22 protein-coding genes and 1 pseudogene are annotated in these 24,515 nt (G+C 74.3%); 7 read left to right on the plus strand and 16 right to left on the minus strand.

Translation table 11 applies throughout. From position 1 onward, the window contains the following. Positions 1-33 precede the first annotated feature (33 nt). Positions 34-1,242, plus strand: coding sequence for an MFS transporter (locus BMX74_RS17990; protein WP_082534803.1), 1,209 nt, complete (start codon positions 34-36; stop codon positions 1,240-1,242). 69 nt (positions 1,243-1,311) lie between these two features. On the opposite strand, the gene BMX74_RS17995 is transcribed toward BMX74_RS17990, so the two are convergent. Further along, a complete protein-coding gene (locus BMX74_RS17995; RefSeq protein WP_055502684.1) occupies positions 1,312-1,737 on the minus strand; it encodes a pyridoxamine 5'-phosphate oxidase family protein in 426 nt (141 codons plus the stop codon). A gap of 99 nt (positions 1,738-1,836) precedes the next feature. Then, entirely contained in the window at positions 1,837-2,265 is a 429-nt protein-coding gene (locus BMX74_RS18000; protein WP_055502685.1) for an Hsp20/alpha crystallin family protein, read from the minus strand. A 218-nt stretch (positions 2,266-2,483) separates the two neighbouring features. On the opposite strand from BMX74_RS18000, the gene BMX74_RS18005 reads away from it, so the two are divergent. Beyond that, positions 2,484-2,714 carry a hypothetical protein gene (locus BMX74_RS18005; RefSeq protein ID WP_055502686.1) on the plus strand — a complete coding sequence of 77 codons (231 nt, stop codon included), beginning with the start codon at positions 2,484-2,486 and terminating at the stop codon, positions 2,712-2,714. On the opposite strand, the gene BMX74_RS18010 is transcribed toward BMX74_RS18005, so the two are convergent. Further along, positions 2,680-3,159, minus strand: coding sequence for a hypothetical protein (locus BMX74_RS18010; protein ID WP_091101587.1), 480 nt, complete (start codon positions 3,157-3,159; stop codon positions 2,680-2,682). The two genes, BMX74_RS18005 and BMX74_RS18010, sit on opposite strands and share 35 nt — an antisense overlap. Positions 3,160-3,279: 120 nt before the next feature. Between BMX74_RS18010 and BMX74_RS18015 the strand changes: the two genes are divergently transcribed. Beyond that, positions 3,280-4,494 (plus strand): erythromycin esterase family protein, encoded by a 1,215-nt coding sequence (locus BMX74_RS18015; RefSeq protein WP_091101589.1) that lies wholly within the window; start codon positions 3,280-3,282, stop codon positions 4,492-4,494. Positions 4,495-4,567: 73 nt separating this feature from the next. On the opposite strand, the gene manA is transcribed toward BMX74_RS18015, so the two are convergent. From manA to BMX74_RS18030, 3 genes are all read right to left on the minus strand, one after another. Continuing rightward, positions 4,568-5,650, minus strand: a complete 1,083-nt coding sequence (manA, locus tag BMX74_RS18020) for a mannose-6-phosphate isomerase, class I (RefSeq protein WP_091101592.1) — start codon at positions 5,648-5,650, stop codon at positions 4,568-4,570. 120 nt (positions 5,651-5,770) lie between these two features. Further along, positions 5,771-6,436, minus strand: coding sequence for a GntR family transcriptional regulator (locus BMX74_RS18025; RefSeq protein WP_055502690.1), 666 nt, complete (start codon positions 6,434-6,436; stop codon positions 5,771-5,773). After that, the gene (locus BMX74_RS18030; protein WP_055503969.1) at positions 6,433-7,572 is read right to left on the minus strand and encodes a CaiB/BaiF CoA transferase family protein; all 1,140 of its coding nucleotides are present in this window, start codon (positions 7,570-7,572) and stop codon (positions 6,433-6,435) included. The genes BMX74_RS18025 and BMX74_RS18030 overlap by 4 nt, the downstream gene beginning before the upstream one ends. A 70-nt stretch (positions 7,573-7,642) precedes the next feature. Here BMX74_RS18030 and BMX74_RS18035 point away from each other — a divergent pair, with 70 nt between their 5' ends. Beyond that, complete coding sequence (locus BMX74_RS18035; protein WP_055502691.1) at positions 7,643-8,806, plus strand: acyl-CoA dehydrogenase family protein; 1,164 nt, start codon at positions 7,643-7,645, stop codon at positions 8,804-8,806. Positions 8,807-8,929: 123 nt separating this feature from the next. Here BMX74_RS18035 and BMX74_RS18040 read toward each other — a convergent pair whose 3' ends face one another. The 5 genes from BMX74_RS18040 to BMX74_RS18060 all read right to left on the minus strand — a co-directional run bounded on the left by BMX74_RS18040 (position 8,930) and on the right by BMX74_RS18060 (position 15,349). Continuing rightward, positions 8,930-10,156 (minus strand): alpha/beta hydrolase family protein, encoded by a 1,227-nt coding sequence (locus tag BMX74_RS18040; RefSeq protein ID WP_218153987.1) that lies wholly within the window; start codon positions 10,154-10,156, stop codon positions 8,930-8,932. 448 nt (positions 10,157-10,604) lie between these two features. Next, the gene (locus BMX74_RS18045) at positions 10,605-11,435 is read right to left on the minus strand and encodes a nitroreductase/quinone reductase family protein (RefSeq protein WP_091101594.1); all 831 of its coding nucleotides are present in this window, start codon (positions 11,433-11,435) and stop codon (positions 10,605-10,607) included. A 226-nt stretch (positions 11,436-11,661) separates the two neighbouring features. Further along, positions 11,662-12,708 (minus strand): DUF5685 family protein, encoded by a 1,047-nt coding sequence (locus BMX74_RS18050; RefSeq protein WP_091101596.1) that lies wholly within the window; start codon positions 12,706-12,708, stop codon positions 11,662-11,664. Between the two features lie 72 nt (positions 12,709-12,780). Next, positions 12,781-14,784: a GAF domain-containing SpoIIE family protein phosphatase gene (locus BMX74_RS18055; protein ID WP_256257007.1), complete on the minus strand. Its 2,004-nt coding sequence runs from the start codon at positions 14,782-14,784 to the stop codon at positions 12,781-12,783. 184 nt (positions 14,785-14,968) lie between these two features. Then, positions 14,969-15,349, minus strand: a complete 381-nt coding sequence (locus BMX74_RS18060) for an STAS domain-containing protein (protein WP_177227399.1) — start codon at positions 15,347-15,349, stop codon at positions 14,969-14,971. A 187-nt stretch (positions 15,350-15,536) separates the two neighbouring features. On the opposite strand from BMX74_RS18060, the gene BMX74_RS18065 reads away from it, so the two are divergent. Continuing rightward, on the plus strand, positions 15,537-17,690 hold the full coding sequence (locus tag BMX74_RS18065; RefSeq protein WP_091101600.1) for an alpha/beta hydrolase-fold protein: 2,154 nt from the start codon (positions 15,537-15,539) through the stop codon (positions 17,688-17,690). 93 nt (positions 17,691-17,783) lie between these two features. After that, positions 17,784-18,257: a proteasome activator gene (locus BMX74_RS18070; protein WP_082534806.1), complete on the plus strand. Its 474-nt coding sequence runs from the start codon at positions 17,784-17,786 to the stop codon at positions 18,255-18,257. On the opposite strand, the gene BMX74_RS18075 is transcribed toward BMX74_RS18070, so the two are convergent. Next, the gene (locus BMX74_RS18075) at positions 18,248-18,670 is read right to left on the minus strand and encodes a hypothetical protein (RefSeq protein ID WP_143078687.1); all 423 of its coding nucleotides are present in this window, start codon (positions 18,668-18,670) and stop codon (positions 18,248-18,250) included. The genes BMX74_RS18070 and BMX74_RS18075 overlap by 10 nt on opposite strands. 19 nt (positions 18,671-18,689) lie before the next feature. After that, a pseudogene (locus BMX74_RS18080) lies at positions 18,690-19,911 on the minus strand (Cmx/CmrA family chloramphenicol efflux MFS transporter). Positions 19,912-20,363: 452 nt separating this feature from the next. Here BMX74_RS18080 and BMX74_RS18085 point away from each other — a divergent pair. Next, positions 20,364-20,651, plus strand: coding sequence for a hypothetical protein (locus tag BMX74_RS18085; RefSeq protein WP_091101606.1), 288 nt, complete (start codon positions 20,364-20,366; stop codon positions 20,649-20,651). Positions 20,652-20,655: 4 nt separating this feature from the next. Here the strand turns inward: BMX74_RS18085 and BMX74_RS18090 are convergent, their stop codons facing one another. From BMX74_RS18090 to BMX74_RS44145, 3 genes are all read right to left on the minus strand, one after another. After that, positions 20,656-22,800: a SpoIIE family protein phosphatase gene (locus BMX74_RS18090; protein WP_256257008.1), complete on the minus strand. Its 2,145-nt coding sequence runs from the start codon at positions 22,798-22,800 to the stop codon at positions 20,656-20,658. Between the two features lie 145 nt (positions 22,801-22,945). Further along, positions 22,946-23,515: a L,D-transpeptidase family protein gene (locus BMX74_RS18095; protein WP_055502702.1), complete on the minus strand. Its 570-nt coding sequence runs from the start codon at positions 23,513-23,515 to the stop codon at positions 22,946-22,948. Between the two features lie 580 nt (positions 23,516-24,095). Further along, a partial coding sequence (locus BMX74_RS44145; protein ID WP_475717160.1) for an alpha/beta hydrolase occupies positions 24,096-24,515 on the minus strand: 420 nt, incomplete at its 5' end.

A 24,515-nucleotide genomic window follows, 5' to 3' on the forward strand; every position in this document is an offset into this window, starting at 1 on the left:
CTCGGAACTCCTCGCACTCCACGGAGGCTCTGCATGACCACGACGGCGCTGCCCGCCGCTCCCGAGACGGGCCCGGCCGCCGGGCCGCGCGCCCGGGTGACGGCGCTGGTGCTCGCCACCGCGGGCTTCGCGGTGAACTTCTGGGCCTGGGCGCTGCTCAGCCCCCTCGGACCCACCTACAAAGAGCTGCTCGCGCTGAGCCCCTTCGAGGTGTCGCTGCTCGTGGCGGTGCCCGTCGTGGTCGGCTCGCTCGGCCGGATCGTGCTGGGCGCGCTGACCGACAGGTACGGCGGACGCCTGATGTTCGCCCTGGCGAGCCTCGCCGGCGTGCTCCCCGTGCTCTTCCTCGCCTTCGCGCAGAGCTACCCGGCGCTGCTGGCGGGCGGCCTGGTGCTGGGCCTGACCGGCGCGACCTTCGCGATCGGCGTGCCGTACGTCAACGCCTGGTTCCCCCCGCAGCGGCGCGGCCTCGCGCTGGGCGTCTTCGGCATGGGCAACATCGGCACCGCGGTGTCCGGTTTCGCCACGCCGTGGCTGGCCGAGCGGTTCGGCCGCCCGGTGCCGTTCCTGGTGGTCGCGGGCGCGCTCGTCCTCATCGGCCTGGCCTTCCTCGCCGTGGGCCGCGACGCGCCCGGCACGCAGCCCGCGTCGGAGCCGTTCATGACCCGCTTCCTCGCCGCCGCCCGCCGCCGCGACACCAAGGAACTGGCCGGCATGTACGCCCTCACGTTCGGCGGCTTCGTCGCCTTCGGCGTCTACCTGCCCCTCTACCTCAAGGCCGGCTACCACCTCAGCACGGCCGACGCCGCCGCCAGGGCCGCCGGGTTCGTCCTGCTGGCCACGCTCGCCCGCCCGCTCGGCGGCGCGCTCGCCGACCGGCTCGACGGGCGCCGAGTGCTGGGCGTCGGGCTGGCCGTCGTCACCGCGTGCGCGATCATCGTGTCGTTCACGCCGGTCATGCCGGTCGCGACCGTCGCGTTCCTCACCATGGCGCTGGCGCTCGGCCTCGGCAACGGCGCGGTGTTCGCCCTGCTCGGACGGGCCATCCCGGCGCCCATGGTGGGCAGCGCGACCGGCGTCGTCGGCGCGGCGGGCGGCTTGGGCGGCTTCCTCCCGCCCATCGTCATGGGCCTGATCCTGCAGGCCACCGGCTCGTACTCGATCGGGCTGATGCTGCTGGCGACCATGGCGTTCGGGGCGTTCGTCTACTGCTGGTTCATCCTGGGCGTCCGGGGAGAATGACCCGGGCACGACTGCGGTCACGCGGAAGAGGGGGCGCCTCCGGGCGCCCCCTCTTCCGCGTGACCGGCTTCATCCGCCGGTGTGGAACCCGCTGATCAGCTCCGGCCTGATGCGCAGCACCAGGTCCACCCGCTCCCCCGGCCACGGGCGCAGCCGCTCCAGCGCGGCCGCCAGCTCGTCCTCGTCCTCCACCAGCCCGGCCCGCCCGCTGGCCACCACGCTCCAGCCCTGCCGCGTGGCGGGATCGACGGCGTCGGCCTCGTACACCACGAGCGACAGGCCGGACGAGCTCAGCGCGGAGGCGATCTCCGGCTCGTGCCGGACGCCGACCAGCAGGTGGTCGCCGTCCATGGTGTGGGCCACGAGCCTGATCGCGGGCCTGGCCCTGCTGATGAACACGATCCTGCCGAGACCGACGGTCCCGAGCAGGCGCAGTCCTTCGTCCCTGGAAAGGCCCGCGCTCGCGGGCACGGGCGGAGTGGTGTAGCACGTCACGCCCTCACGCTGCCCGAGCGCGGGTCCTCCCTGGTAGGGACCAAGGTCCCGACTTTCCGACCGGCGCGGCGGGCGTCGGGGCGCCCCCCGCGCCGCCGGTCAGCCCTGGATGGCCTTGGTCTGGCCCTTCTGGATCTCCACCTTGCGTGGCTTGGCCCGTTCGAGCACCGGGACGCGCAGCGTCAGCACGCCGTTGTGGTAAGCGGCGTCGATGTGCTCGGTGTCGAGGTGCTCGGACAGGTAGACGCGCCGCACGAACGTGCCCATCGGGCGCTCACGGACGAACAGCCGCTCGTCCTCGCCGACCTCCTCCTCGCGGCGCGCGCTGACGCTCAGCACGCCGCGGTCGACGGTGACCTCGATGGAGTCGGGCTCGACGCCCGGCAGGTCGAGGCGCAGGACGACGTCGTCGGCGCGGCGCACACCGTCCAGCGGCATGACCGCGGTGCCCTCGGGCGTCCGGCCGGCCAGGCGGTTGAACTGCCGCTCGAACTCCTGGACGAACGGGTCGATCGACGTCAGGAACATCTCAACCTCCTCACTACTCCTCGGATGGCCATGAACTTCTCAGTTCCAGGTTATGTCCGCCTATAGAGGCAGACAAGCCCGTTACATGGGGTCTGACCTGGGCAAATACTGGATTTTTCGCAGCTCATACCAAAGTCGGCCAGAGGTCCGACTTCGGTCGCGCGGGACGACGCCTCCGGCCGATTCGGGCGAGGACGCCCCGCGCCTACCGTCGAGACATGCGCCAAGCCATGAAGCTCCTGGGACTGCTGATGCTGCTGGAAGGGATCAGCGGAGCCCTCGACCACGTCGCCGTGCAGCCGTTCTTCGGCTTCGTGCTCAACGCCTTCAACCGCCTCGTCGTGGAGCGCGTCAGCGCCTTCGAGGGCGTGGAGGTCTTCGCCAACCTCTCCCTGGCCGCGCTGGGAGCCGCGGTCATGATCGCGGCGGCACGGGTGCGGCCCTCGTGACCACGGCGAACACGACGGAACAGACGAGGAACCCGGCGGACACCGCGCCGAACCCCGCCCAGAACGAGCTCAGCGTCGTGCCGAGGTCGATGCCCAGCAGCAGCGCGGCGACCAGCCCGGCCGCCACGCCGGAGACGAGCGCGGGGACGTACCCGGGCGGCCTGTGCGCGACGGCGCCCGTCAGCGGCAGCAGCAGCGGGAGCAGCGCGATGCCCCAGCCCGCCGTGGGCTCGCCGAACAGGGCGATCCGTACGGCCGACACGGCGGCGGCGACGCCGATGGCGGCCACCGTCCAGACGACGAGCCTGACCGGCCCGTAGCCGTGGCCCGTCGTCTCCCCCGCGGCGTGCGGGTCGCCGCCGAACGTCCAGTAGGCCAGCAGCTCGACGACCATGCCGCCGAGGTCCGGCCGCTCGCCGGGGCCGCCCTGGTCCTCCTGCGGCATGCGGATTCCTTCCTGCCGGGTGCGTGGCGGGGTGCCCGCGAGAACGGCGAGACAGACCTTGGCCCGTCCCGATCAAGATCATTGTAGCCTTCCCGGTGACCGGCGGATCGGAGGAGAACCGTGACGGACGACGTGACGCGGTGGCTGTCGGAGCGGGCCGTCCCCCTGCCCACGCTGGAACCGGGCTCCGGAACCGCGGACCTGGAGCCCCTGCGCGGCGTCCTCGGCGGCGTCCGCGTGGTGGGCCTCGGCGAGGCCACGCACGGCACCCGCGAGTTCTTCCTGCTCAAGCACCGGCTGCTGGAGTTCCTGGTGGAGGAGCTGGGGTTCACGACCCTGGCGTTCGAGGTGAGCGCGTCGGCCGCGCGGGCGGTGGACGCCTACGTGCGGGGCGGGCCGGGCGACCCGGTGGAGGCGCTGGCGGGCCTCGGGTTCTGGATCACGCACACGGCGGAGATGCTCGCCGTGGTGGAGTGGCTGCGCGAGCGCAACGCGGGCGCGGCACGGCCGGTACGGTTCGCCGGGATCGACCCGCAGTACCCGGCGGCGTCGCTGGCGGCGCTGCGCGCCTTCCTGGAGGAGGCGGGGCAGGGGCCGGAACTCCTCGCGCCGCTGGCGCCCCTGGCGCACACCCGGATGGCCGAGGGCGAGCCGCTGGACCCCGCCGTCGAGGCGGCCGCCCGCCGCCTGGAGGAGCACGTCACCGACCTGCGCGCGCCCGGCGACGTGCTGGAGCACGCAAGGCTCGTCCGGCAGAACGCCGACCTGATGACCCGCCACTACCGTCACGCCGACCCCGGCAGGACCATCGGCATGGCCCGCGACCGCTACCTGGCCGACAACCTGGACGCGCTGCTGTCCGAGCCAGGGGCCAGGGTGGCCGTGTGGGCGCACAACGGGCACGTCACGAAGGGCGCCCACAGCGGCGGCTCCATCCCGGCGATGGGACGGTACCTGGCCGAGCGCCACGGCGAGGCGTACTACGCGCTCGGCCTGCTGTTCGGGCAGGGCGCCTTCCGCGCCCGCCGGATCCGCTTCGGCAGGGTCGACAGGCGCCGCCCGCCCAGGGCGTTCCGGGTGCCGCCGGTGCGGAACGACCTCATGGTCGAGGCCCGCCTGGCCGCCGCGCACCCGGGTGACTTCCTCGTCGACCTGCGCGGCGGCCCGCGTCCCGAGCCGGTGGCGGCCTGGCTGCGCGGACCCTCGCACCTGCGCGGCCACGGCGGGGCGGTCAGGCGCCTCACCTACAAGCTCGCGTTCACGCCGACGGTGCTCGCCGAGGAGTTCGACGGCCTGGCCTACGTGGACCGGAGCACCTGCTCCACCCCGCTGTGACGGCGGCGGCAAGCCGCGGTGGCCGGGCTGACGGGCGGCGCGGGCGTCGGGGCGCCCGGCGGCTCGTTGGTTCTCAGGAGGGGATGCCCGGTTCGGCGCAGAAGGTCACGCCGTCCACGCGGACGGTCAGGCCGTCGCGTGCGGACGCGAAGGCCGAGGCGCCGCGTCCGAGCGTGACCTCTCCGGCCGTCGCCGTGCCCTCGGCGCACAGCAGGATGCGCGGCAGGCCCGCCTCCAGCGGGTGCTCGCCCGTCTCCAGGCGGCGCAGCCGGAACTCCGGCGCCGGCGACGCGTACGCGCCGCCGGGGCCCGCCTCCAGCGCCGACGGCACCCGGGCGGGCTCGGTGATGCGCAGCAGCTCCGGGATGTCCAGCGGCTTGGGCGTGAGGCCCGCGCGCATGACGTTGTCGGAGCTGCCCATGATCTCGACGCCGAAGCCCTTGAGGTAGCAGTGGAGCACGCCCGCGTCGAGGTAGAGCGCCTGGCCGGGGGCCAGCTCGTGCCGGCGCAGCAGCAGCGGCGCCAGGCAGGCGGGGTCGCCCGGGTAGAGCCGGGCCAGCTTGACGACCAGCTCGTAGTCGGGCTGGTGCACGCACGAGGCGGCCCAGACGGCCTGCTCGGTGAAGTCGCGGGCGGCGAGCAGGGCGGCCAGCGCCTCCAGCGGGCGGTCTGCGGCCAGCGCCGAGACGACGTCCTTCAGCTCGCGCAGGTTCAGCCGCTCGATGAGCAGCGCCGCCTGGTCGGGCTCGCGGAACCCGGCCAGCGCCGTGAACGGGGTGAGCGCGCAGATCAGCTCCGGCTTCGCCCACGGGTCGCCGTAGACGCCCCTGGCGTGCCCGTCGGCCGCCTGCCCGGGTGACGGGTGCACCTGCAGCGACAGCGGCTGCGCCACCGCGATGAGCTTCAGCAGGTACGGCAGCCGGGCGCCGAAGCGGCCGAGCGTGGCCGCGCCGAGCTGCCCGTCGGGGTCGGCGGCGATGGCGTCGGCCAGCGAGCCGCCGCCGGGAAGCAGGGACGGCCCCGCCGGGTGCGCGCCGAGCCACATCTCCGCCTCGGGGCCGGGGGCGGGCACGGGCCTGCCGGTGATGCCGGCGATGTCGGCGCGGGATCCCCAGGCGTAGTCCTTGACGGGGTTCGTCAGCAGGTAGACGGTCACTTCTGGCCCTTAACCGGATGACAGCGGGACGGGTACGACGCCGGTGACAACGATGTCAGCGGACGATCGCCACCTTAGCCTAGAGCCCCCAGCCCCCGCCCACCACGAGCCCCGGGGTGCTCAGTCTCCGGCGAGCAGGCTCTCCAGTTCGGCGACCGCGTGGGCGCGGTGCGCGTCGAGGGTGGCGACGGCCTCGTCGGCGGCGCGGCGGCGCAGCGCCTCCAGGGTGGCGCGGTGCTCCTTGACCACGCGCTCGCGGTTGCCGCCCTCGCCGTAGTACATCGACCGGTACGCGTCGGTGGAGTCCCACAGCGTCCTGATGAGCCGGGTCAGGCGCGGCATGCCGGCGCACTCGAACAGCGTCATGTGGAAGAGCCGGTTGGCCGTGGCCATGGCGAGGACGTCGCCGCGGGCGGCGGCGTCCTCGACGTCGCGCTGCGTCTCCTCCAGCCGGTCGAGGTCGGCGTCGGTGAGCCGCGCGACGGCCTTGCGCACGGCCTCCTCCTCCAGCAGCTCGCGGATGCGGTAGACCTCGCGCAGGTCGGCGAGCGACAGGGTCTCGACGAAGTAGCCGCGGTGCGCCTGGTAGCTCACCAGCCCCTCTCCCTGGAGGGTCTTCAGCGCCTCGCGCAGCGGGACCCGGCTGACCTGCAGCTCCTCGGCCAGGGCGTCCTGCCGGATGGGGGCGCCGGGGCGCAGGCGGCCGGTGGTGATGGCGCGCCGCAGCTCGGCCAGCACGAACTGCTGGGCCGTGGGCGGCCGGCGACGCGCCTCCTCCGAAGTCACCGCCCCAATATCTCACGGACCCACGCGTCGTCCTCGCCCAGGCGGGGCGGCCGGCGGCGGTAGGAGGGCGGGGTGGCGCCGAGGCGGATCGGGTCGGCGACCTGGCCGACGCCGTCCACCTCGACGGCCGGTTCGAGGCCGAGCCGCTCGGCGAGGGAGAACGCGCCGGCCAGGTCGTTGATCGGGCCGCAGGGCACGCCCGCGGCGGTCAGCAGCCCGAACCACTCGTCGGCGGTGCGGGCGGCGAGCGCGGCGTTCAGCTCGGCGACGAGGACGTCGCGGGCGGCGACCCGTCCGGCGTTCGTGGCGAACCTGGGGTCGGCGGCCAGGCCGGGCCGCTCCAGCGCCTCGCACAGCGCGCGGAACTGGCGGTCGTTGCCGGCGGCGATGACGATGGGCCGGTCCGCGGCCTCGAACACCTCGTACGGGACGATGCTGGGGTGCCTGTTGCCCATCGCGCGGGGCACGACCCCGGCGGCGGCGTAGGCGGAGGCGTGGTTGGTCAGCGCCGACAGCAGCGAGGACAGCAGTGACACCTCGACCCTCTGCCCTTCGCCGGTGCGGTCGCGGTGGCGCAGCGCGGCGAGCACGCCGAGCGCCGCGTGCAGCCCGGTGACGACGTCCACGAGCGCGACGCCCGCCTTCGTGCCGGGCCCGCCGGGCTCGCCGGTGACGCTCATGAGCCCGCCGACGGCCTGGGCGATGAGGTCGTAGCCGGGCAGCCCGGCGCCCTCGCCCGAGCCGAACCCGGTGATCGAGCAGTAGACGAGCCCGGGGTTGAGCGGGCGCAGTGCGTCGTGGCCGAGGCCGAGGCGGTCCATGGTGCCGGGCCTGAAGTTCTCGACGAGCACGTCGGCGCGGGCGGCGAGCGCCCTCGCGGTCTCCAGGCCGGCGGGGTCGCGCAGGTCGAGGGCGATGGAGCGCTTGTTCCTGTTGACGGCGAGGAAGTAGGTGGCCTCTCCCCCGGCGTACGGCGGGCCCCAGGCGCGGGTGTCGTCGCCGGCGCCGGGCCGCTCGACCTTCACCACCTCGGCGCCGAGGTCGGCCAGCAGCATGGTGGCGTACGGACCGGCCAGCACGCGGCTGAAGTCGGCGACGAGCAGGCCGGACAGCGCGCCGGCGTCGAAAGCGTCCATGGACATCGCACCCTCAGTCAAGGCAATATTGGATCCAATATTCAGCATCCAAAGTTAGCAAGAGGCTGTGATGATCGCACCGACCGCCCTGTTCGCCCTCGACACCCTGCTCACCGACGAGGAACGCGAGATCAGGCAGACCGTCAGGCGGGTCTGCGACAAGGAGATCAGGCCGCACGTCACCGGCTGGTTCGAGTCCGGCGAGCTGCCCGCCCGCGAGCTGGCCAGGGCCCTCGGCGGGATCGGCGTGCTCGGCATGCACCTCGACGGCTACGGCTGCGCCGGGCTCGGCGCCGTCGCGTACGGCCTCGCCTGCCTGGAGCTGGAGGCGGCCGACTCCGGCCTGCGCAGCCTGGTCTCGGTGCAGGGCTCCCTCGCCATGTACGCCATCTGGAAGTACGGCAGCGAGGAGCAGAAGCAGGAGTGGCTGCCCGCGATGGCGGCGGGCGAGCGCATCGGCTGCTTCGGCCTGACCGAGCCCGACTTCGGCTCCGACCCGGGCGGCATGCGCACCACGGCCAGGCGCGACGGCTCCGACTGGGTGCTCGACGGCACCAAGATGTGGATCACCAACGGCTCGGTCTCGGACGTCGCCGTCGTCTGGGCCCGCACCGACGAGGGCGTGCGCGGTTTCCTCGTCCCCGCGGGCACGCCGGGCTTCAGCGCGCACGACGTCAAGCACAAGGTGTCGCTGCGCGCCAGCGTGACGAGCGAACTGGTGCTCGACGGCGTGCGCCTGCCCGCCGACGCCATGCTGCCCGGCGCGCGCGGCCTGTCCGGGCCGCTGGGCTGCCTGAACGAGGCGCGGTTCGGCATCGTGTTCGGCGCGATGGGCGCGGCGCTCGACTGCCTGGAGACCGCCATCGCGTACGCGGCCGAGCGCCAGGTGTTCGCCAGGCCGCTGTCGTCGTACCAGCTCACCCAGGAGAAGCTCGCCGACATGGCGCTGGAGCTGGGCAAGGGCCTGCTGCTGGCCGTGCACCTCGGCCGCTTGAAGGAGGCCGGGACGCTCACTCCCGAGCAGGTGAGCGCCGGCAAGCTGAACAACGTGCGCGAGGCCCTCGACATCGCCAGGACCTGCCGCACGCTGCTCGGCGCGAGCGGCATCACCCTGGAGTACCCGGTGATCAGGCACGCGGTGAACCTGGAGTCCGTGCTGACCTACGAGGGCACCTCGGAGATCCACACCCTGGTGCTGGGCCGGGCGCTCACCGGGATCGCGGCGTTCCACTGAGCGGATCGCCTTCCGGCGCGGTCGGCGGCCTCGCTTGCCGTTGGGTGAGTGAGGCCCGGATCCTGAGCGAGGGCAGGCGAAAGAGGCGGAGCGCCGCCTGCAGATCCGAGCCTCGTACCGGCTCTAACGGGCGATCATCCGCACCTCGGGAAACCGCGGGGAACGCCTGTCGAGCAGGTCGCCTCTGCGCCGCAGATGCAGATCGAAGAAGGCCATGGCGTAGGCGCGGGTGACGGCCACGGAACGCGCCGCCGGCAGCGTCCCGTTCGCCGCTCGCAACTGCTCCTTCGACAGGCCGATCACCGGAGCCGCCTGCTCGTACACCAGCGGCAGGTCGGTGTAGGAGTTGTGCTTGACGCCCTTGGTCTTCACGTGCAGCCGCCAGCCCTTCAGCCGGGACCAGAAGGCCTTCTGCCCGCGGATGGGCTTGTCGAAGATCTCGGCCTCCATGAGCATGTACGGCCTGGCCAATCCCTTGGCGGCCACCTTGCCGAGGGCGGGTCCGTCCAGGTTCAGAACCGCCTTGACCCGCCGATCCTGCAGCATCGTCGCGGCGGCCGTCGCCCCTCCCGCGGAATGGCCGAACATGCCGACCCTGCCCAGGTCGAACGCGCCACGCAGCCCCTCCGGCAGCTTCCGGCCTTCGGCATCGGGGTTCTGCCCCTTGTTCAGCTCCTTGAGCCGGTCCAGCACGAAGCGCGTGTCAGCCACCCGCACCTTGATCTCTTCGGCCTTCTCGTCCAGCCGGCTCACCGGGACCGGTTTCAGGACATGGCCGGTGACCGTGCCGTCGGGGAACTCCACCTCGCCGGCATCGCCCGGGTGATCGATCGTGACCACCATGTAGCCCCAGCTGGCCAGCTCTTCGACCGTGGTGGTGTTCATGGAACGGTCGGCGCCGTTGCCGGGCGAGAACAGGACGACGGGCAGCCCTCGGCCCGCCACCCGGGCCCCTTCCCGGCCGTGGGTCGAAGGCAGGCTGACAGCCGCAGGCGAGAGGCCGCTGTTGCGGTAGAAGGCCTCGGCGGCGCGAGGCGGCAGCCAGGGCGCAGCGGGGTGGCCGTCCGGACGACGCGTGGGGTACCACAGGCTGATCATCAGCTCACGCCGGGCATGTGCCTTGATCCACGGGTCGGCCCTGGAGCCGTCACGCAGGTGCAGCGCGACAGTGCCGATCTCGCTCGGACCCGTCGGCCGGGGCAGGGCCACGGTGACGGGCTTCGACTCGGCCTGTACGGCGGGCCCGGTGAGCAGAAGGCCGATCGCCACGGCGGCGGCCGCACCCCGTCTGAGCAGTGCGCATTTCATAACGGCCACGCTAGGGAGGATCGCGGCCCAGATACTCCCCACCGCAGATGATCTCGACATTCCTACGAATGTAGGAAGCACCCGTCCACCTGGAGGGGAGGTCGAGGCCAACATGAGGTTGACACTGAGGGCACTCCCCCGATAAAGGCCTGTGGCTCGACCTTCCACCGACGTGAGCGCCCGTTCGGGAGGCGGCGAGCGGAAGGACGAGATCGCCGACAGGCCCACGCGTACGTCCTCGACCGACACGTCCGCGCGTACGGCGCCACTGCGGCGGGCGCGCTTGACGAGCCGGGCTTAGCGGATGTCCGTGCGCAGCGCCCGCCACGGGCCGGGGTCGGCCCTGGCCCGGCCGCCGTCAGCCGGGACCGACGCGTTCCTCGCCGGCGAGGTCGCCACGTAAGGTCGTCACGCACCGTGCACGGCGGCCCACCGGGATCACCTGCCGCACCAGCAGGCGATCCCGCTGATCCTCGACTTCGCACGGGCTCTAGCGCGGGCCGGCGTCGCCGTTGAGCACGGGCACGAGGTGCAGCTCCTCGTAGTCGAGGTGGGCCTCGATCGCGGTGGCGAGCCGGTCCACCTCGGCGGCCAGGTCGGGCGAGCCGGAGTCGAGGGCCCGCTGGAGGTCGTCGAGCAGGCGGGCGACCTCCTGGTGCTCCTCCTCCAGCCGGTCGAGGGCCGGGGCGAGCTCCGGGTGGTCCAGACGCAGCCGCGGGAACAGGCCGCCGCTCTCCCCGCTGTGGTGGTGGTGCAGGCCCGCGCAGAGGGTGAGGCAGTTGACGCGCAGCTGCGCGCCGATCGCCGGGCCCGACCGCGCGACCTCGGCCCGCACCAGGGCGAGCTCCTTGCGGAACGCGTCGTGGATCGCCGTGAGCGCGTCGCCGCCCCGCATGCCGGCGACGGGCGAGGCCACGGGGGTGAGCGCGACGACCGGCAGGACCCGGCCCGACTTCACCTCGTACTCGGCCCAGCCGGGGTCGGACTCCACGGCGCGGGCGAAGATCGCGTCGCGTTCCTCCCCCTGCAGCACCGTGGCGTCGGCCTCCAGGGTGAAGGCGCCGGTCTCCACGGTCACGCGGGGGTTGGCCACCAGGTTGTGGTACCAGGCGGGGTGCTTGGGGGAACCGCCCGCCGAGGCGATGACGAGCATCCGGCCCCCGCCGTCGGGCAGGTAGCCGAGCGGGGTGGTGTGCGGCCTGCCCGTACGCGCGCCCGTGGTGGTCAGCAGGAGCAGCCGCGCCCCTTCGAAGGGGCCGCCGACCCTGCCCTTGCCGGCGCGGAACTCGTCGATGATCTGCTGCTGGAAGTCATGGGGCATGAAGGTGTTTTCTCTCCTGGACATCGCTGGGAGGCACGCGGGGGACGCGTGCCGGGAACTGTGAGAGAAAACGGGGAGGCGGGCTCCTGGCCCGCCGGGCGGTCACGCCCTCGCCGGGCGCCCCACTCGTGTGTGGCCCATGGCCGACCCGGCAGTCACGATCATCACCCTAACCGCCCCGCGCGGGCCGCCGCAACGCGGCCCCCGCCGGGCCTCGCGGGCGTGATCAGTTGCAGCCGTTGCAGCAGTCACAGCAGTTGCAGCAGTCGCAGCAGCTGCCGTCACGCAGGTAGCAGCGGTCCTCGCAGTCACGGCCGCGCCGCTTGCTCCAGCGGGGCCGCCACACGCCGCACGTCAGGAACGTGCCCACGCCCGCCGCCGACTTGCGGATCCACCCGGGCCGCTCGTACGAGGCGGCGATGTCGTCGCCGTGCGGCTCGAAGGCGCGCCGCACCGCCCTGTCCACCTCGGTGACGAGCAGCCGCTCCACCAGGTGCCGCTCCTCCAGCTCCAGGTCCGCCACGGCGAGGGCGAGCCCGTGCGCCGCGTCGCCGCACAGCCGCCGCGCCTCGTCCAGGCCGGTGCCGGTGGCGTCGAGCGGGTTGTACGCGCCGCGCACGCGGTCCTCGGCGAGGTCCTCGACGGCGTCCACGAGGTGGGCGATCCTGCCGAAGAAGCGGCCCGCCTCGGCGAGCGCGGCGGCGTTGCCCGGCCGTCCCGCGAGCACCGCGGTGTGCGCGAACGCCGCCGCCACCGCGTCCTCGGCCGGGGCGGTGAGGTCGAGCAGGCCGCGGGCGGGCCCGCGTTCCAGGTCGAGCTGGCGCTCCACGACGCCGGTGAGCACGGTCGTGTCGAACCCGACGCCGGCGCCGAGCCGGGCGCCGCCCGCCTCCCACCGGGCGGCCAGCCGCTGCCTGGCGGGCCGGGTGGCGGGGGCGGTGTCGCCGTCGGCCACCTGGTCGCGCAGCCGGCCCGCGGCCAGCGCCAGCGAGACGGCCGCGGCCAGCCTGGCGCCTCGGGAGCGAGCGTCCACGACGCCGGCCGGGCGGAAGCCGCGCAGCGCGCACGGCCCCGCGGTGCGGCGCGGCGCGGACGCCGTGCTCTGCGCCTCGGTCAGCACCGACACGATGAGCGTGTCGTAGTTGGTGGCCAGGCGTGCGCCGTGGCCCTGCCCGTCGCGCAGGGTGAGGCAGAGCCCGCACAGGTGCGCCCGCCACGCCTCGCGCAGGGTGGGGCACCCGTGCTCACCGCACGGGCGAATGATTCCGAACACACGACCTCGCCAGGTTTGGAACGATCTATCCCGCAATGCTGGAAAAATCGTAGGGCCAACCGGCCTCACCCGTCACTCCGGACGCAGATGGACCCCCACCAGGCAGGTGTCGTCGTCCTCCGACGAGCCGCAGTGCGTGAGCAGATGGTCGAGCCGGTGGTCGAGGCCGCCCGCCGGCTGCGTGGCCGTGGCCAGCAGCCGGTCCCGCGCGCGCTCCAGGTCGCCGTTCCTGCGCTCGATCAGGCCGTCCGTGTAGAGCAGCAGCGTGTCGTCCGGTCGCAGGCGCAGCCGGCCCTCCTCGTAGCGGGGGTCGCGGAACGCGCCGAGCACCGCGCCCCGCGTCAGCGGCAGCTCCCTGCCGCCTCCGCCGCGCAGCAGCAGCGGCGGCAGGTGCCCCGCCCTGGCCCAGCGCAGCTCCCTCGTACGCGGGTCGTACAGGCCGCAGACGACGGTGGCGGTGACCCGGTCGGCCTGGTGGCGGGCCAGGAGGTTGAGCCAGGCGAGCAGCCGGGCCGGCCCCGCGCCCGTCACGGCCAGGCCGCGCAGCGCGTTGCGCAGCACCACCATGCCGGTGGCGGCCTGCAGGCCGTGGCCCGCGACGTCGCCGACGACCAGGAGGATCCGCCGCGACGGCAGCGCGAACGCGTCGTACCAGTCGCCGCCGACCAGGTGCTCCTCCCGCGCCGGGCGGTAGCGGACGGCCACGTGCAGTCCGTAGGAGTCCATGGCGTCGTCGGAGGGCGGCATGATCGCGCGCTGGAGCCGCAGGGCGAGGCGGTCGCGCTCGGCGGCGTGCCGTTCGGTGTGGGCGAGCTGGTCGCGGGTGACGGCGAGCGCGACCTCCGTCCAGTGCTGCGACGAGACGTCCTGGCAGACCCCGCGCACGCCCGCCACCGCCCCGCCCGCGCCGGGCACAGGTTCGGCCACGACGCGCACCTGACGGACGGCGCCGTCGGGGCGGCGCAGCCGGAACGCGACGGCCGCGGGGCGGCGGCGGCCCACCAGCGTGCGCAGGAACCCGCCCACCGCCGGGGCGTCGTCGGGGTGGGCGTGGTCGGACAGCCGGTCGAGGGGGAACGGCCGGTCGCGGGGGCCGAGGCCGTACAGGTCGAACATCTCGCCGTTCCAGGTGACCTCGCCGGCGAGCAGGTCCTCCTCGAACGCGCCGATCCTGGCCAGGCGCTGGGCGTGCGCGAGCAGCGCGGGCAGGCGCCCGGCGTGGTCGCGGGCCCGCCAGACGAGCAGCAGCCGCACCCCGTGCCGGGTGACGGCCAGCTCGGCCCTCCCCGCGGGCGGGCCTGGCGGCGGGTGCGACAGCCGGGCCGGCCGGCCCGTGGCGTACACCTCCTCGGCCGCGCCCGCCAGCCCCGCCGCCATCGGGTACGCCTCCGCCAGCGAGACGCCTTCGAGCCCCGCACGGTGACGTCCGGAGGCGTCGGCGAACGGCGGGTTGGCGTGCTCGACCACGAACCCCTCCAGGCCGCCCCTGGGCCCGAGCCGCGGCAGGAGCACCAGCGCGGGATCGGGCAGGGTGTCGGCCAGTTCGGCCAGCTCGGCCCGCGCCGGCTCGGGGACGACCCCCTCGGGCGCGGGCCCCGCCCGGCCGCCGTGCCCGGCGTCGAGGGTGCGGGCGCACAGCTCGGCGAGCGCCTCGATCTGCCGCTCGGTGTGCCGTTCCGTCTGCGGCGGCCAGGACGGCAGCCGGTGGGGCCAGCCGATCTCCAGCACGCCCAGGATCCGGCCGCCCCACAGGGCGGGCGCGACGACCCTGCCGCCGCCGACGTGCCGGGCGCCGATGGTCGGCAGGCGGGCCTTGGGGGCGGTGTCGTACCTGATCAGGCGGCGCTCGGCCAGGGCTCGGGCCGCCGGGGTGGCGACGCCGGGCGGGACGTGCCGCCACCGGTCCGCCTCCTCCCCGCTGAACCCCGCGTACCCGGCCAGCGCGAGGGAGGCTCCAGGTCCCGTCGCCCAGAGGGCGACCGCCGTGGCGCCGAGCGCGGGCAGGGCGTGCTCCAGCAGCGACCGCACGACGGCCTGCGCGTCGGCCTCCCGCCACGGCTGCTGGCGTTCGCGCACGGTGCCGCTCCTTCCGGGCCGCCGCGTCCGGGGGCGAGCCCGCGGGCGAGCGCCCGCGGAGAGGAAGGCCACGCCCCGGCTCCGGCGCCCTCACCCTATAGTTGCCACACGGCAAGCATTTCCGGAAGGTGCCGGAGCGATCGGAACGGCACCTGCCGCGGGCCGGGCGTCCGGTCCCCGGTGATCAATCGGGGGCGCGCGCGGTCATGTTCCTGGCGACCGCCGACGCCGCCGCGACGGCGTCGGCCACCGTGGGGTGCACCGGCACGTACGCGACCACCTCGGTGATCTCCAGCAGGCGCGCGGGCAGCGACTGGACGGCCGCCAGCCGGGCGGCTCCGCCGCGCTCGTCGCACGCGGCGGCGCAGGCCAGCAGGACGTGCAGCCCCGAGCTGTCCATGAACGGGACGCCCGCCAGGTCGAACACCACCTGCTCGCGCAGGTCGGGGCCCCGCTCCTCCAGGTACGACTCCAGCTGGCCGCGGTTCGTCGCGTCCATCTCGCCGGTGATCGCGATCACGGTCACGCCGGGCAGCTGCTCGAAGGACAGGTCGAGCAGCGGCATCAGGAGTCCCGTCGGCGAGGGGGGCGGCAGTCGGTGACCATGACACGAACGATAGACGGCCACGGCGGGTGTCGGCACCCCCGGAGCCGGCGGGCCGTTGACATCGCGTCCCGTACGCCGTGAAACTCTGCCGAAACGAACGCGCTCCCCCGGCGCGCTCCGTAAACGTTTACAGAAATGAGGTCGCATGCCCATGCCCAGAAGGAGCTGGGCCGGCGTGGTCGCCGTCCTCTCGGCGCTCCTCCTCGTGTCCGCGCCCGGCGAGGCGGGCGGCGGGAAGGTGCGCACGGGAACGCTCGCCACCGCCTCCGCGCCCTCACCGGCGCTCGGCGAGGCGATCGCCTACACCGTCTACCTGCCCTACGGGTACGCGTCGGGCACCGGCCGCCACCCCGTGCTGTACCTGCTGCACGGCCGGGGCGACACGATGAACGCCTGGACGCGGGTCAAGGACTCCCTCGACCGGATGATCCAGACCAAGCAGATCCCGCCGGTCATCGCCGTCATGCCGGACGCGCCGTGGAGCGACCGCGGAAGCTGGTACACCGACTCCCGCTACACCGGCTCCGACCTGCCGGGACGCCCGGTGGAGACGGCGCTCACCCGCGACCTGGTGCGGCACGTCGACGCCACGTACCGCACCGCGCCCATCCGCGAGGCGCGGCTCGTCGGCGGCTACTCGATGGGCGGCGCGGGCGCGCTGCGCTTCGCGCTCGCCCACCAGGACCTCTTCGGCGCCGCCGCGGTGCTCAGCCCCGCCGTGTACACGCCGCTGCCGCCCTCGGACTCCTCCTCCCGCGACTACGGGGCGTTCGGTGAGGGCGGGCAGAAGTTCTCCGACGACGTCTACCGGGCGCTCAGCTACCCCGCCCTGCTGCCCGCGCTCGACCCCGACCTGCCCGTGCGGCTGTTCGTGGCCGTCGGCGACGACGAGTACGCCAACCCCGACCCCGCCGACGCCCGCCACGACCTGGACTTCGAGTCGGCCGCGCTGTACAACGCCGCCAGGCGCTCCCCCGCGGTCACGGCGCAGCTGCGCGTGCTCGACGGCGGGCACGACTGGTCGGTCTGGACGCCCGCGTTCGAGCAGGCCATGGCCGACCTCGGCCCGGGCCTGAGCGTCACCCCGCCCGCCGGGCTGCCCGCCCCGCTGCACGGCACGCAGGCCGCCGACTGGGCGGGCGGCGTCGCCGCGCACGCCGACGGCTCGTCCACGGTGGGCTTCGCGGCGGGCGGTCCCGTCGCGGGGCAGCCGCACGCGGGCCGGCTCGACGCGGTGCTCACCCGCACCGGGCAGAACGGCTGGACCAGGCAGTTCGGCACCGCGGCCGACGAGCGGCTGTACGGTGTGGCCGCGCTGCCCGACGGCGGCGTCCTGGCCGCCGGGTACACCAAGGGCGACCTGGACGGCCGGCACGCGGGCAACACCACCGACGACGCGTTCGTGGCCAGGCTGGACGCCACGGGGACGATCCGCTGGATCACCCAGTTCGGCGCGCCGGGCACGGCCGACCGCGTGTACGGGCTGGCCGCCGCTCCCGACGGCGGCGCGTACGTGGCGGGCTACACCAAGGGCTCGCTCGACGGGCGGAACGCGGGCGACAAGGACGCCCTGCTCGCCAGGCTCGCCCCCGACGGGACGCTCTCCTGGGTCCGCCAGTACGGCGGCGCGGGCGAGGACAAGGCGTACGGCGTGGCCGCCGACGACACGCACGTCTACCTGGCAGGCAGCGCCACGGCAGCCCTGCCCGCCGCCCTGCCCGGCACCGACTCGCCGGGCGGGCTCGACGGCTGGCTCGCCGCCTACTCCCCCGGCGGCGAGCGCGGCTGGGCGGCCATGACCGGCGGCTCCGGCGACGACCGGCTCGACGCGGTCGCCATCACGACGTCCGGGCTCGCGGTCGCCGCGGGGGCGAGCGAGGGCGACCTGCTGGCCGTCGCGTACACCGGCACCGGGACACGGCGGTGGAGCTCGTCCCTCGCCACCCCCGGCGCGGACGAGGGCGCGGCGGTGGCGCCGCTGCCCGGCGGCGAGGTGCTGGTCGCGGGCTACACGCGGGGCCGCGTCGGCGTGGCCGCCGGCGGCGCCGACGTGCTGACGGCCCGCTTCGACGCCAGGGGCAGGCGCCTGGCCGCCGCCCAGTACGGCACCGCCAGGGACGACGCGGTCGACCCGTTCTCCGAGCCGAACCTGTACGCCGCCGTCACCCCGTCAGGCCACGTCGCCGTCACCGGCGTCACGTACGGCACGCCGGAGGGCGGGCAGGCGCTCGGCGGCGGCGACGTGTTCCTCTCCACCGTCGATCCCGCCACCGGGCTGCCCGTCACGCCCGCCCGCTGACGGCCCGCGCCGCCGGTGCCAGGTCCCCGCGTCGTGAGGAGTGAACGCGCGGGGGCCGGGCAGGGCAGTGGCGAGAGCGGAAGGGACGGCGACATGACATCGATGCCCGGCGACCGGCGCCCCCGCCCCTCGGACGCCGACCTGCGCGCGTCCGTGCAGAAGGACATGGACCGCGTCGAGGAGCCCGCCCGGCTCATGCGGGTCAGCTCCATGGCCCGTGCCCTGCTCCAGGAGGCCAAGCAGATCCACCTGGACCTGGGGGCCAGGGAGCGGCTGCTCGGCATGTACGAGCGGGCGGTCGCGGAGATCGCCCAGTCCGTCGCGCCCGAGCTGCGCGACGAGCTGGACCGGCTGCGCCCGGCCCCCGGCGACGGCCTGCCCACGGAGATGGAGATCCGCGTCCTGCAGAGCCAGCTCGTCGGCTGGCTGGAGGGCGTCTTCCAGGGCATCCAGGTGGGGCTGCAGCTCCAGCAGGCGGCCGCCAGGCAGCAGCAGCTCGGGCTGCGGTACGAGGTGGTGCCGCCGTCGGAGCGCCCCAAGCCCCCGAGCGGCGGCCCCTACCTCTGACCGGCGGGCCCCGCCCCTGACCGGCGGGCGAGCGGCCTCAAGCCCGGAAGACCGCCCGCACGCAGCCGTCCGCTCGCGCGACCCTCGGGCTGCCCTTCGCCGCGCAGCGCCTCGCCGGTCTCCAGGCGCTGCTTCAGCCCGCGCAGCAGCTCGCGGTCGCGCCCCGAGGGGCGGCGCAGGGCGATCTCGCTGCCGCGTCCGCCCGGCGCGGGCCGCACGCGCACCTCGTGCCGTTCGGCCAGCCAGGCCAGCTCGGGCGGCCGGTCGGGGCCGCTCAGCTCGCCCGAGTCGAGGGCGACGGTGACGGCGAACCATTCGGACGGGCCGCGGCGGGCCTTCATGCGCCCGCGCAGGAAGCGGCGGGCCAGCTCCAGGCCGCCCGCCGCGACGCCCGTCAGGACCAGTTTCCTCATGGACACCATGCCCCGCCGCCTACCCCTGCCGGTGCCCTCCAACCACCTGGCCAGGAGCTCCGGCGCCCGCGCCCCGGGCCGGGTCAGCCGACGCGGCGGCGGTCGTACGCCCGCGCCGTCCAGGCGGTGGCGAGGGCGAGCGCGACCAGCGCGGCGCTCACCCAGAGCGGCGCGCGGAAGCCGTGTCCCGCGCCGATCGCCAGGCCGCCGAGCCACGGCCCGGCCGCCGCGCCGACGTTGAACGCGGCCGTGGCGAACGCTCCGCCGAGCGACGGGGCGGCGGTGGCGGCGTACAGGGCCTGCGCGATGAGCGCCGAGCCGACGGCGAACGAGAGCGTCCCCTGCACGAGGACCAGCGCCGTCGCCGCCACCGGGTCGCCCGCCGCGAGCGCGAACGCCAGCCACCCGCCGAGCAGGGCCAGTCCCGCGGCGGCCCGCAGCGGCCCTGGACCGGCGTCGGCCAGTCGCCCGCCGATGGTCACGCCGAGGAACGAGCCCACGCCGAACAGCGCCAGCATGACCGGCACCCAGCCGGCGCCGATCCCGGCGACCCGCGTGACGACCGACGCGAGGTAGGTGAACGCGCAGAACGTGGCGGCGTTGACCAGCGCCCCCAGCAGCAGCGTCACCTGAAGCCGCCTGTCACGCAGCGCGCGCAGCTCGCCGGCGACCCCGCCGCCCGCGCCGGCCGGCCGGGGCGCCGCCGGAACGGAGCGGACGATCGCCGCCAGGGCCGGGACGCACAGCGCCGCGACCGCCCAGAAGGCCGAGCGCCAGCCGAGGACCTGGCCGAGCTGCGCCCCGGCGGGCACCCCGGCGACGCAGGCGGCCGTGACCCCGCCGAGCAGGACCGAGGTGGCGCGCCCCTTGGCGCCGGCGGGCGCCATGCCGGCCGCGGCCGTCAGGGCCACCGCGAGGAACCCGGCGTTGGCCAGCGCGGCGGCGACCCGGGTGGCCACCAGCACCGCGAAGTCCGTGGTGACCGCCCCCGCCACGTGGACGGCCATGAAGACGGCCAGGAACGTGAGCAGCGCGCGGCGTTCCGGCCAGCGCATGCCGAGCACCGCCATGAGCGGCGCGCCAACGATCATTCCGAGCGCGAACGCCGAGGTCAGCGACCCCGCCGCGGGCACGGACACGCCCAGGTCGGACGCGATGTCCGGGCCGAGCCCGGCGAGCATGAACTCAGAGGTGCCCTGGGCGAAGACCGCCAGGGCGAGGAGGTAGAGAGCGAAAGGCACAGCGAACTCCGCAACCGCGTCGTGAACAGGACGCGCGGCGGCGACCCGGCGTACGCCAGGAAGGACCCACCAGCCCGGACACACCAGGACAACCGCACGGGAACGGATGCGGCGGGAGGCGTGCGGGGTCGGCCACCGCGCGGGGAGCCGCCGGCGTCAGCGCAGGGCGACGCGCGGCTCGGAAGACAGCCCGCGGAACGGCGATCCGGCAGCGGCGGCAGCACACCGTGCCCGCGCCCTGGACGGGCGGCGGGGACGGAGGCGACGGCGCGAGGAAGCCACCGGACGGCCGGTGGCTAGCGTCTTGACGCCTCGGGACTGGACACGCGGCCAGGCTAGCGAGCCGCCCCTTCCGCGTCCACCCGTTATCGGCCCGCATCGGGCGGTACCGGCGCCGTCGGTCCGGCGAGCGGTGGCATGCTGGACCGACGGCGATCACGAGGAGAGCAGCGATGAACCAGACTTCCGGCACCCGGCCCGCGGTGCGGCGCACGCCTCTCGACCCCGACGAGAGAGCCAGGGCCGAGGCGGGCTTCGCCGAGCTCGTCACCCACCATCTCGCCACCGGCGGCCGGTTCAGGGTGACGGCCGACACGCCGGAGATGGTGGAGCTGTTCCAGGCGGCGGCCCGCCGGGCGGGCGAGAGGCTGCGGCGTCCCGTGGTCAGCTACGCCAACGGCAGGGACATCGTCATCACCTTCGCCCAGAGCGACCTCCCCGGCCTGCCGCCGAACCCGTGACCTGCTACGGCCGGCCGGCGCCCTCCATGACGCGCAGCAGGAGCATCGCCGTGTCGTCCTTGCGGTGCTCCACGGCGGCGACGGGGTCGATCAGCGCGTCGGCAAGGTCGTGCAGCGGCTGGTCGGGCGACGGGGAGAAACGCCGGGCCAGCTCGCTGATCGCCTCACCGATCGGCCTCCCGGGCGCCTCGACGAGCCCGTCGGTGTACAGCGCGAGCACCGAGCCCGGCGGCATCGGCACCTCCAGCGTCGAGTACTCCGCGTCGCGGTCGATGCCGAGCAGCAGCCCGGGGGCGGTGTCCACGACCTGCGTCGGCGCGTCAGGGACGTGCAGCAGCGGCGGCGGGTGGCCCGCGCTCGCCAGGCAGGCCAGCCGCCCCCGCAGGTCGAGGCTGATGTACAGGCAGCTCGTGAACCGGTCGGGCGACAGGTCCATGAGCAGCCGGTTGGTGTGGGCCAGCACGTCGCCGGGGGCCGCGCCCGCCGTGGCCTGGGCGTGGATGGCGGTGCGCACCTGGCCCATGAGGGCGGCGGCGGTCACGTCGTGGCCCTGCACGTCGCCGATCACGGCGGCGGCCATGCTGTCGCCGAGGCGGATGAGGTCGTAGAAGTCGCCGCCGATGTCCATGCCGGGCGTGGCGGGCAGGTAGCGCGCGGCCACGTCCAGGCCGGGGACGCGCGGCAGCGTACGGGGCAGCAGGCTCGACTGCAGGCACTGGGCGAGCTGGTGCTTGACGTCGTAGAGCCGGGCGCGTTCGAACGCCTGGGCGACCAGCCCGGCGAGCGAGGTGAGCGTGGCCCGCTCGTCCACGCTGAAGGAGTGCGGGCGGTCGTAGGCGAGCACGCACATGCCGAGCGGCCGCCCGGTCGTGACGAGCGGCAGGAACGCCCACGCCGACATGCCGTCGGAGCGGATGGCGTTGGGGTAGGTCTCGCGCAGCTCGTGCCAGGTGGAGAAGAAGGCCGGCCTGCCGGCGGTGAGCGGATGCCCGGCGGGCGAGGGCGCCTGGAAGGGCAGGCCGTCGAACTCATCCAGGGCCCGGCGGCTGTACCCGCGCGACGCGGCCACCCGCATGCGGCCGTTCTGGGTCGTCAGGATCGCGAGGGCCTGCACGTTGTAGACGGGCATCACCTGGTCGGCGACGAGGTCGATGACCTCCTGCTCGGTGACCGCCCGCGCGAGCGAGGTGGCGAGGTGCAGCATGTCGTGCAGCGCGATCACGCGGTCGGGCCGCACCACGGCGGCCGGCGGGTCGGGCATGAGGTGGCCGGGGTCGCGGGCCATCGTGCTCGGGGTGATGCGCACGCTGAGACCGGCCAGGCCCGGGTAGAGCTGGAACGCCAGCCACTGGCCGGTGGGCCGCCTGGCCGTGAAGAAGGTGACCTGGTGTCCGATCACGGCCGCGCGGTAGCGGTCCTCGAAGGCGGGGTCGTCCAGCCAGGGCAGCGCCTCCCACGGGCGTGTGCCGAGCAGGTGCGTCCCCGTCGTGCCGAGCAGCTGCGCCGCGGGCGGCGTCACGAGGGTGACGCGGCCCTCCACGTCCAGCGCGACGTACCCCTCGGGGAGCCTGCTGAGGCAGTCGAGCGCGGCCGTCTCCGTGCGCGGGTCGGTCTTCCTCGCCCGGACGGGCGTCAGCGTGCGGGGCTGCGGCGCCGGGCGCACGGGGTGGCCGCGCTCGGCGGCGCCGCGCAGCAGCTCCGCCATGCGCCCGCACACGCCGTGGATGGCGTCGAGTTTGCGCGCGGTCAGGCGCGACGCGTGGCCGGGCGGCCACAGGAGCATGAGCGCGCCCCAGTCGCCGCCGTCGTGGAGGGGCGCCGCGCCGACCGCGAAGCGGTACGGGAAGGCGAGCGCCGTGGCGGGGAACCTGCGGGCGAGGTCCTCCTGGTCGGCGAGCCACACCAGCCGCCGCTCGCGGACGGCCAGCGCCACGGGGACGGGACCGGTCACCCTGAGCCTGGCCCAGCCGTTGGCGATGGGCTCGGGGAGCCCCGTCTGGGTGGTCATCTGCAGGACCTGCCCGCTCTCGTCGAGCAGGTACACGGCGCCGACGTGCGCGCCGGTGGTCTCGATGGCCTCGAGGAGCAGCTCGTCCAGGCGGTACGAGCCGTTCACGTCGCCGGTCAGGGGAGTGACCTCTCCCGGCACGGCTCAGACCGCCTCGTCCCGGACGGGGATGCCCACCATCCATCCCAAATCACGCATATGGGCAGAATACGCCCAGAGGTGGCGACTTTCCGTGAAATATCCGTCACTTCTGGCACAGCAATCGCTCTGGGCCCTTCGTGGCCCGTCAGCCCTTCGAGCGCACGTACACCGGCTCGCCGACCTGCACGAGCTGGAAGAGCCGCTCGGACGTCGACAGCGGCAGCCGTACGCAGCCGTGGGAGGCGGGATGCAGTGGCACCTTGGTCGAGCCGTGCATGGCGATGCCGCCCACGAAGTACAGCGAGTTGTACATCGACCCGAGGCGGCCCGTCGTCCAGCCGGGCGCGCGGCTGGCCACGCGGAAGTCGCCCACGGGCGTGATCGCCGTGCCGCAGCGGCCGTCCTTGCAGTAGCGCACGCCCGCGCCGGTCGAGATGTGCGAGACGAGCACCGGCCGGTTGTCCCTGTAGAGCGTGAGGAGCTGGCGGCCGAGGCTGATCTCCACCCGGTCGGGCGGGCCTCCCGGCACGAGCGGGCGCACGCTCAGCCGCCGGTCGAGCGCCCGCCACTCGGCGCGCCCCACCTCGCCCTTCACCTGCAGGCGCGCCCGTTTCTGCAGGGCCCACACCGCGAACCTGGTCTGCTCGTCGTACCTGCCGTTGATCTTCCCCCAGTAGTAGCCGTCGTGGTTCAGCCATCGTTGGAGGCGTGTCACCGTCTCGCCGCGATCACCGGGATGCAAGGGGGCGATCGGGGCGTTGGCGGCTGCGGGGAGGGCGGTGAGAAGTGGCGCGCCTGCTCCAGCAACGAGAGCGACAATTCGCCGGACCTTCGTGATCATACGCTAATGGGTACCCAACTCCGCGAGCAGCCACCCCATATGACAAATGAGACATCGTAAAAGGATGGCTACCGCCACACATGAAATTCTATTTCCGACATTTCGCCATTGACGATGATCCGCCAGCTAGGCGCAGCCTCGACTCTGCGCCGCTTCCGAGCTCAGGCCCAGTGGGCGACACAGGTGCCGGACCTCTACCGCTCATCACAAAATAAAGGGCGATATCGCCATATTCACCGCGCGCCAGGCGCCCCGAAAGGGCTTTATGCACCGCCCACCGGAGGCCGCCTCTTCGCGGTGCGACAATCACCCGTGAATCGCCACAACATACACAAAGGGACAAAAGCGCGGCATGCGTGCGGTGGCGGCGCCAGGGCCGCGTGGCGCGTGGCGGCCCTGGCCCCCGGACGTCAGCGCGGGCAGCCGTCCCGCCCGCCTCGGCGTCCGGCGGGCGTCACTTCCAGAACTTCACCTCGGGGTAGGTCTCGGAGGGGCCGTCCAGCAGCTGCTCGTCGTCCCCGCGCAGGTGCCGGTCCATGAAGGCGGCCACGTAGGCCCGGGTGACCTCCAGCTCCCTGGCCGACTGCTTGGTCATCATCGCGTAGTCGGTGAAGGAGCCGTGGTCGCCGCCCTCCAGCGTGATCCAGCGCTTCCAGCCGGTCATGCGGGCCCAGTCGCGGCCCCAGGTGGTGTCCTTGCCGCCCGGCTCGTGCTCGTCGCCCGCGCCCATCAGCATGAACGGCCGCTTCAGTCCCTGCTCAGGGACGGGCACGAAGGACGTGCCGTCCATGTTGACCCCCGCCCGCACCCGCCGGTCCTTCACCATGGTCCACGACGTGCTCGCGCCGCCGATCGAGTGCCCGGCCATGCCCAC

The sequence above is a fragment of the Nonomuraea pusilla genome (assembly GCF_900109355.1).
Classification (GTDB): domain Bacteria; phylum Actinomycetota; class Actinomycetes; order Streptosporangiales; family Streptosporangiaceae; genus Nonomuraea; species Nonomuraea pusilla.

Bases quoted from the DNA above. Each gene is read 5' to 3' on its own strand.
- BMX74_RS18010 (WP_091101587.1), bottom strand. From the start codon at position 3,159: ATGCCGCAGGAGGACCAGGGCGGCCCCGGCGAGCGGCCGGACCTCGGC.
- BMX74_RS18005 (WP_055502686.1), top strand. From the start codon at position 2,484: ATGCGCCAAGCCATGAAGCTCCTGGGACTGCTGATGCTGCTGGAAGGG.
- BMX74_RS18045 (WP_091101594.1), bottom strand. From the start codon at position 11,435: ATGCCCCATGACTTCCAGCAGCAGATCATCGACGAGTTCCGCGCCGGC.
- BMX74_RS18075 (WP_143078687.1), bottom strand. From the start codon at position 18,670: ATGAGGAAACTGGTCCTGACGGGCGTCGCGGCGGGCGGCCTGGAGCTG.
- BMX74_RS18030 (WP_055503969.1), bottom strand. From the start codon at position 7,572: ATGGACGCTTTCGACGCCGGCGCGCTGTCCGGCCTGCTCGTCGCCGAC.
- BMX74_RS18060 (WP_177227399.1), bottom strand. From the start codon at position 15,349: ATGCCGCTGCTCGACCTGTCCTTCGAGCAGCTGCCCGGCGTGACCGTG.
- BMX74_RS18035 (WP_055502691.1), top strand. From the start codon at position 7,643: ATGATCGCACCGACCGCCCTGTTCGCCCTCGACACCCTGCTCACCGAC.
- BMX74_RS18070 (WP_082534806.1), top strand. From the start codon at position 17,784: ATGACATCGATGCCCGGCGACCGGCGCCCCCGCCCCTCGGACGCCGAC.
- BMX74_RS18085 (WP_091101606.1), top strand. From the start codon at position 20,364: ATGAACCAGACTTCCGGCACCCGGCCCGCGGTGCGGCGCACGCCTCTC.
- BMX74_RS18000 (WP_055502685.1), bottom strand. From the start codon at position 2,265: ATGTTCCTGACGTCGATCGACCCGTTCGTCCAGGAGTTCGAGCGGCAG.
- BMX74_RS18065 (WP_091101600.1), top strand. From the start codon at position 15,537: ATGCCCATGCCCAGAAGGAGCTGGGCCGGCGTGGTCGCCGTCCTCTCG.
- BMX74_RS17990 (WP_082534803.1), top strand. From the start codon at position 34: ATGACCACGACGGCGCTGCCCGCCGCTCCCGAGACGGGCCCGGCCGCC.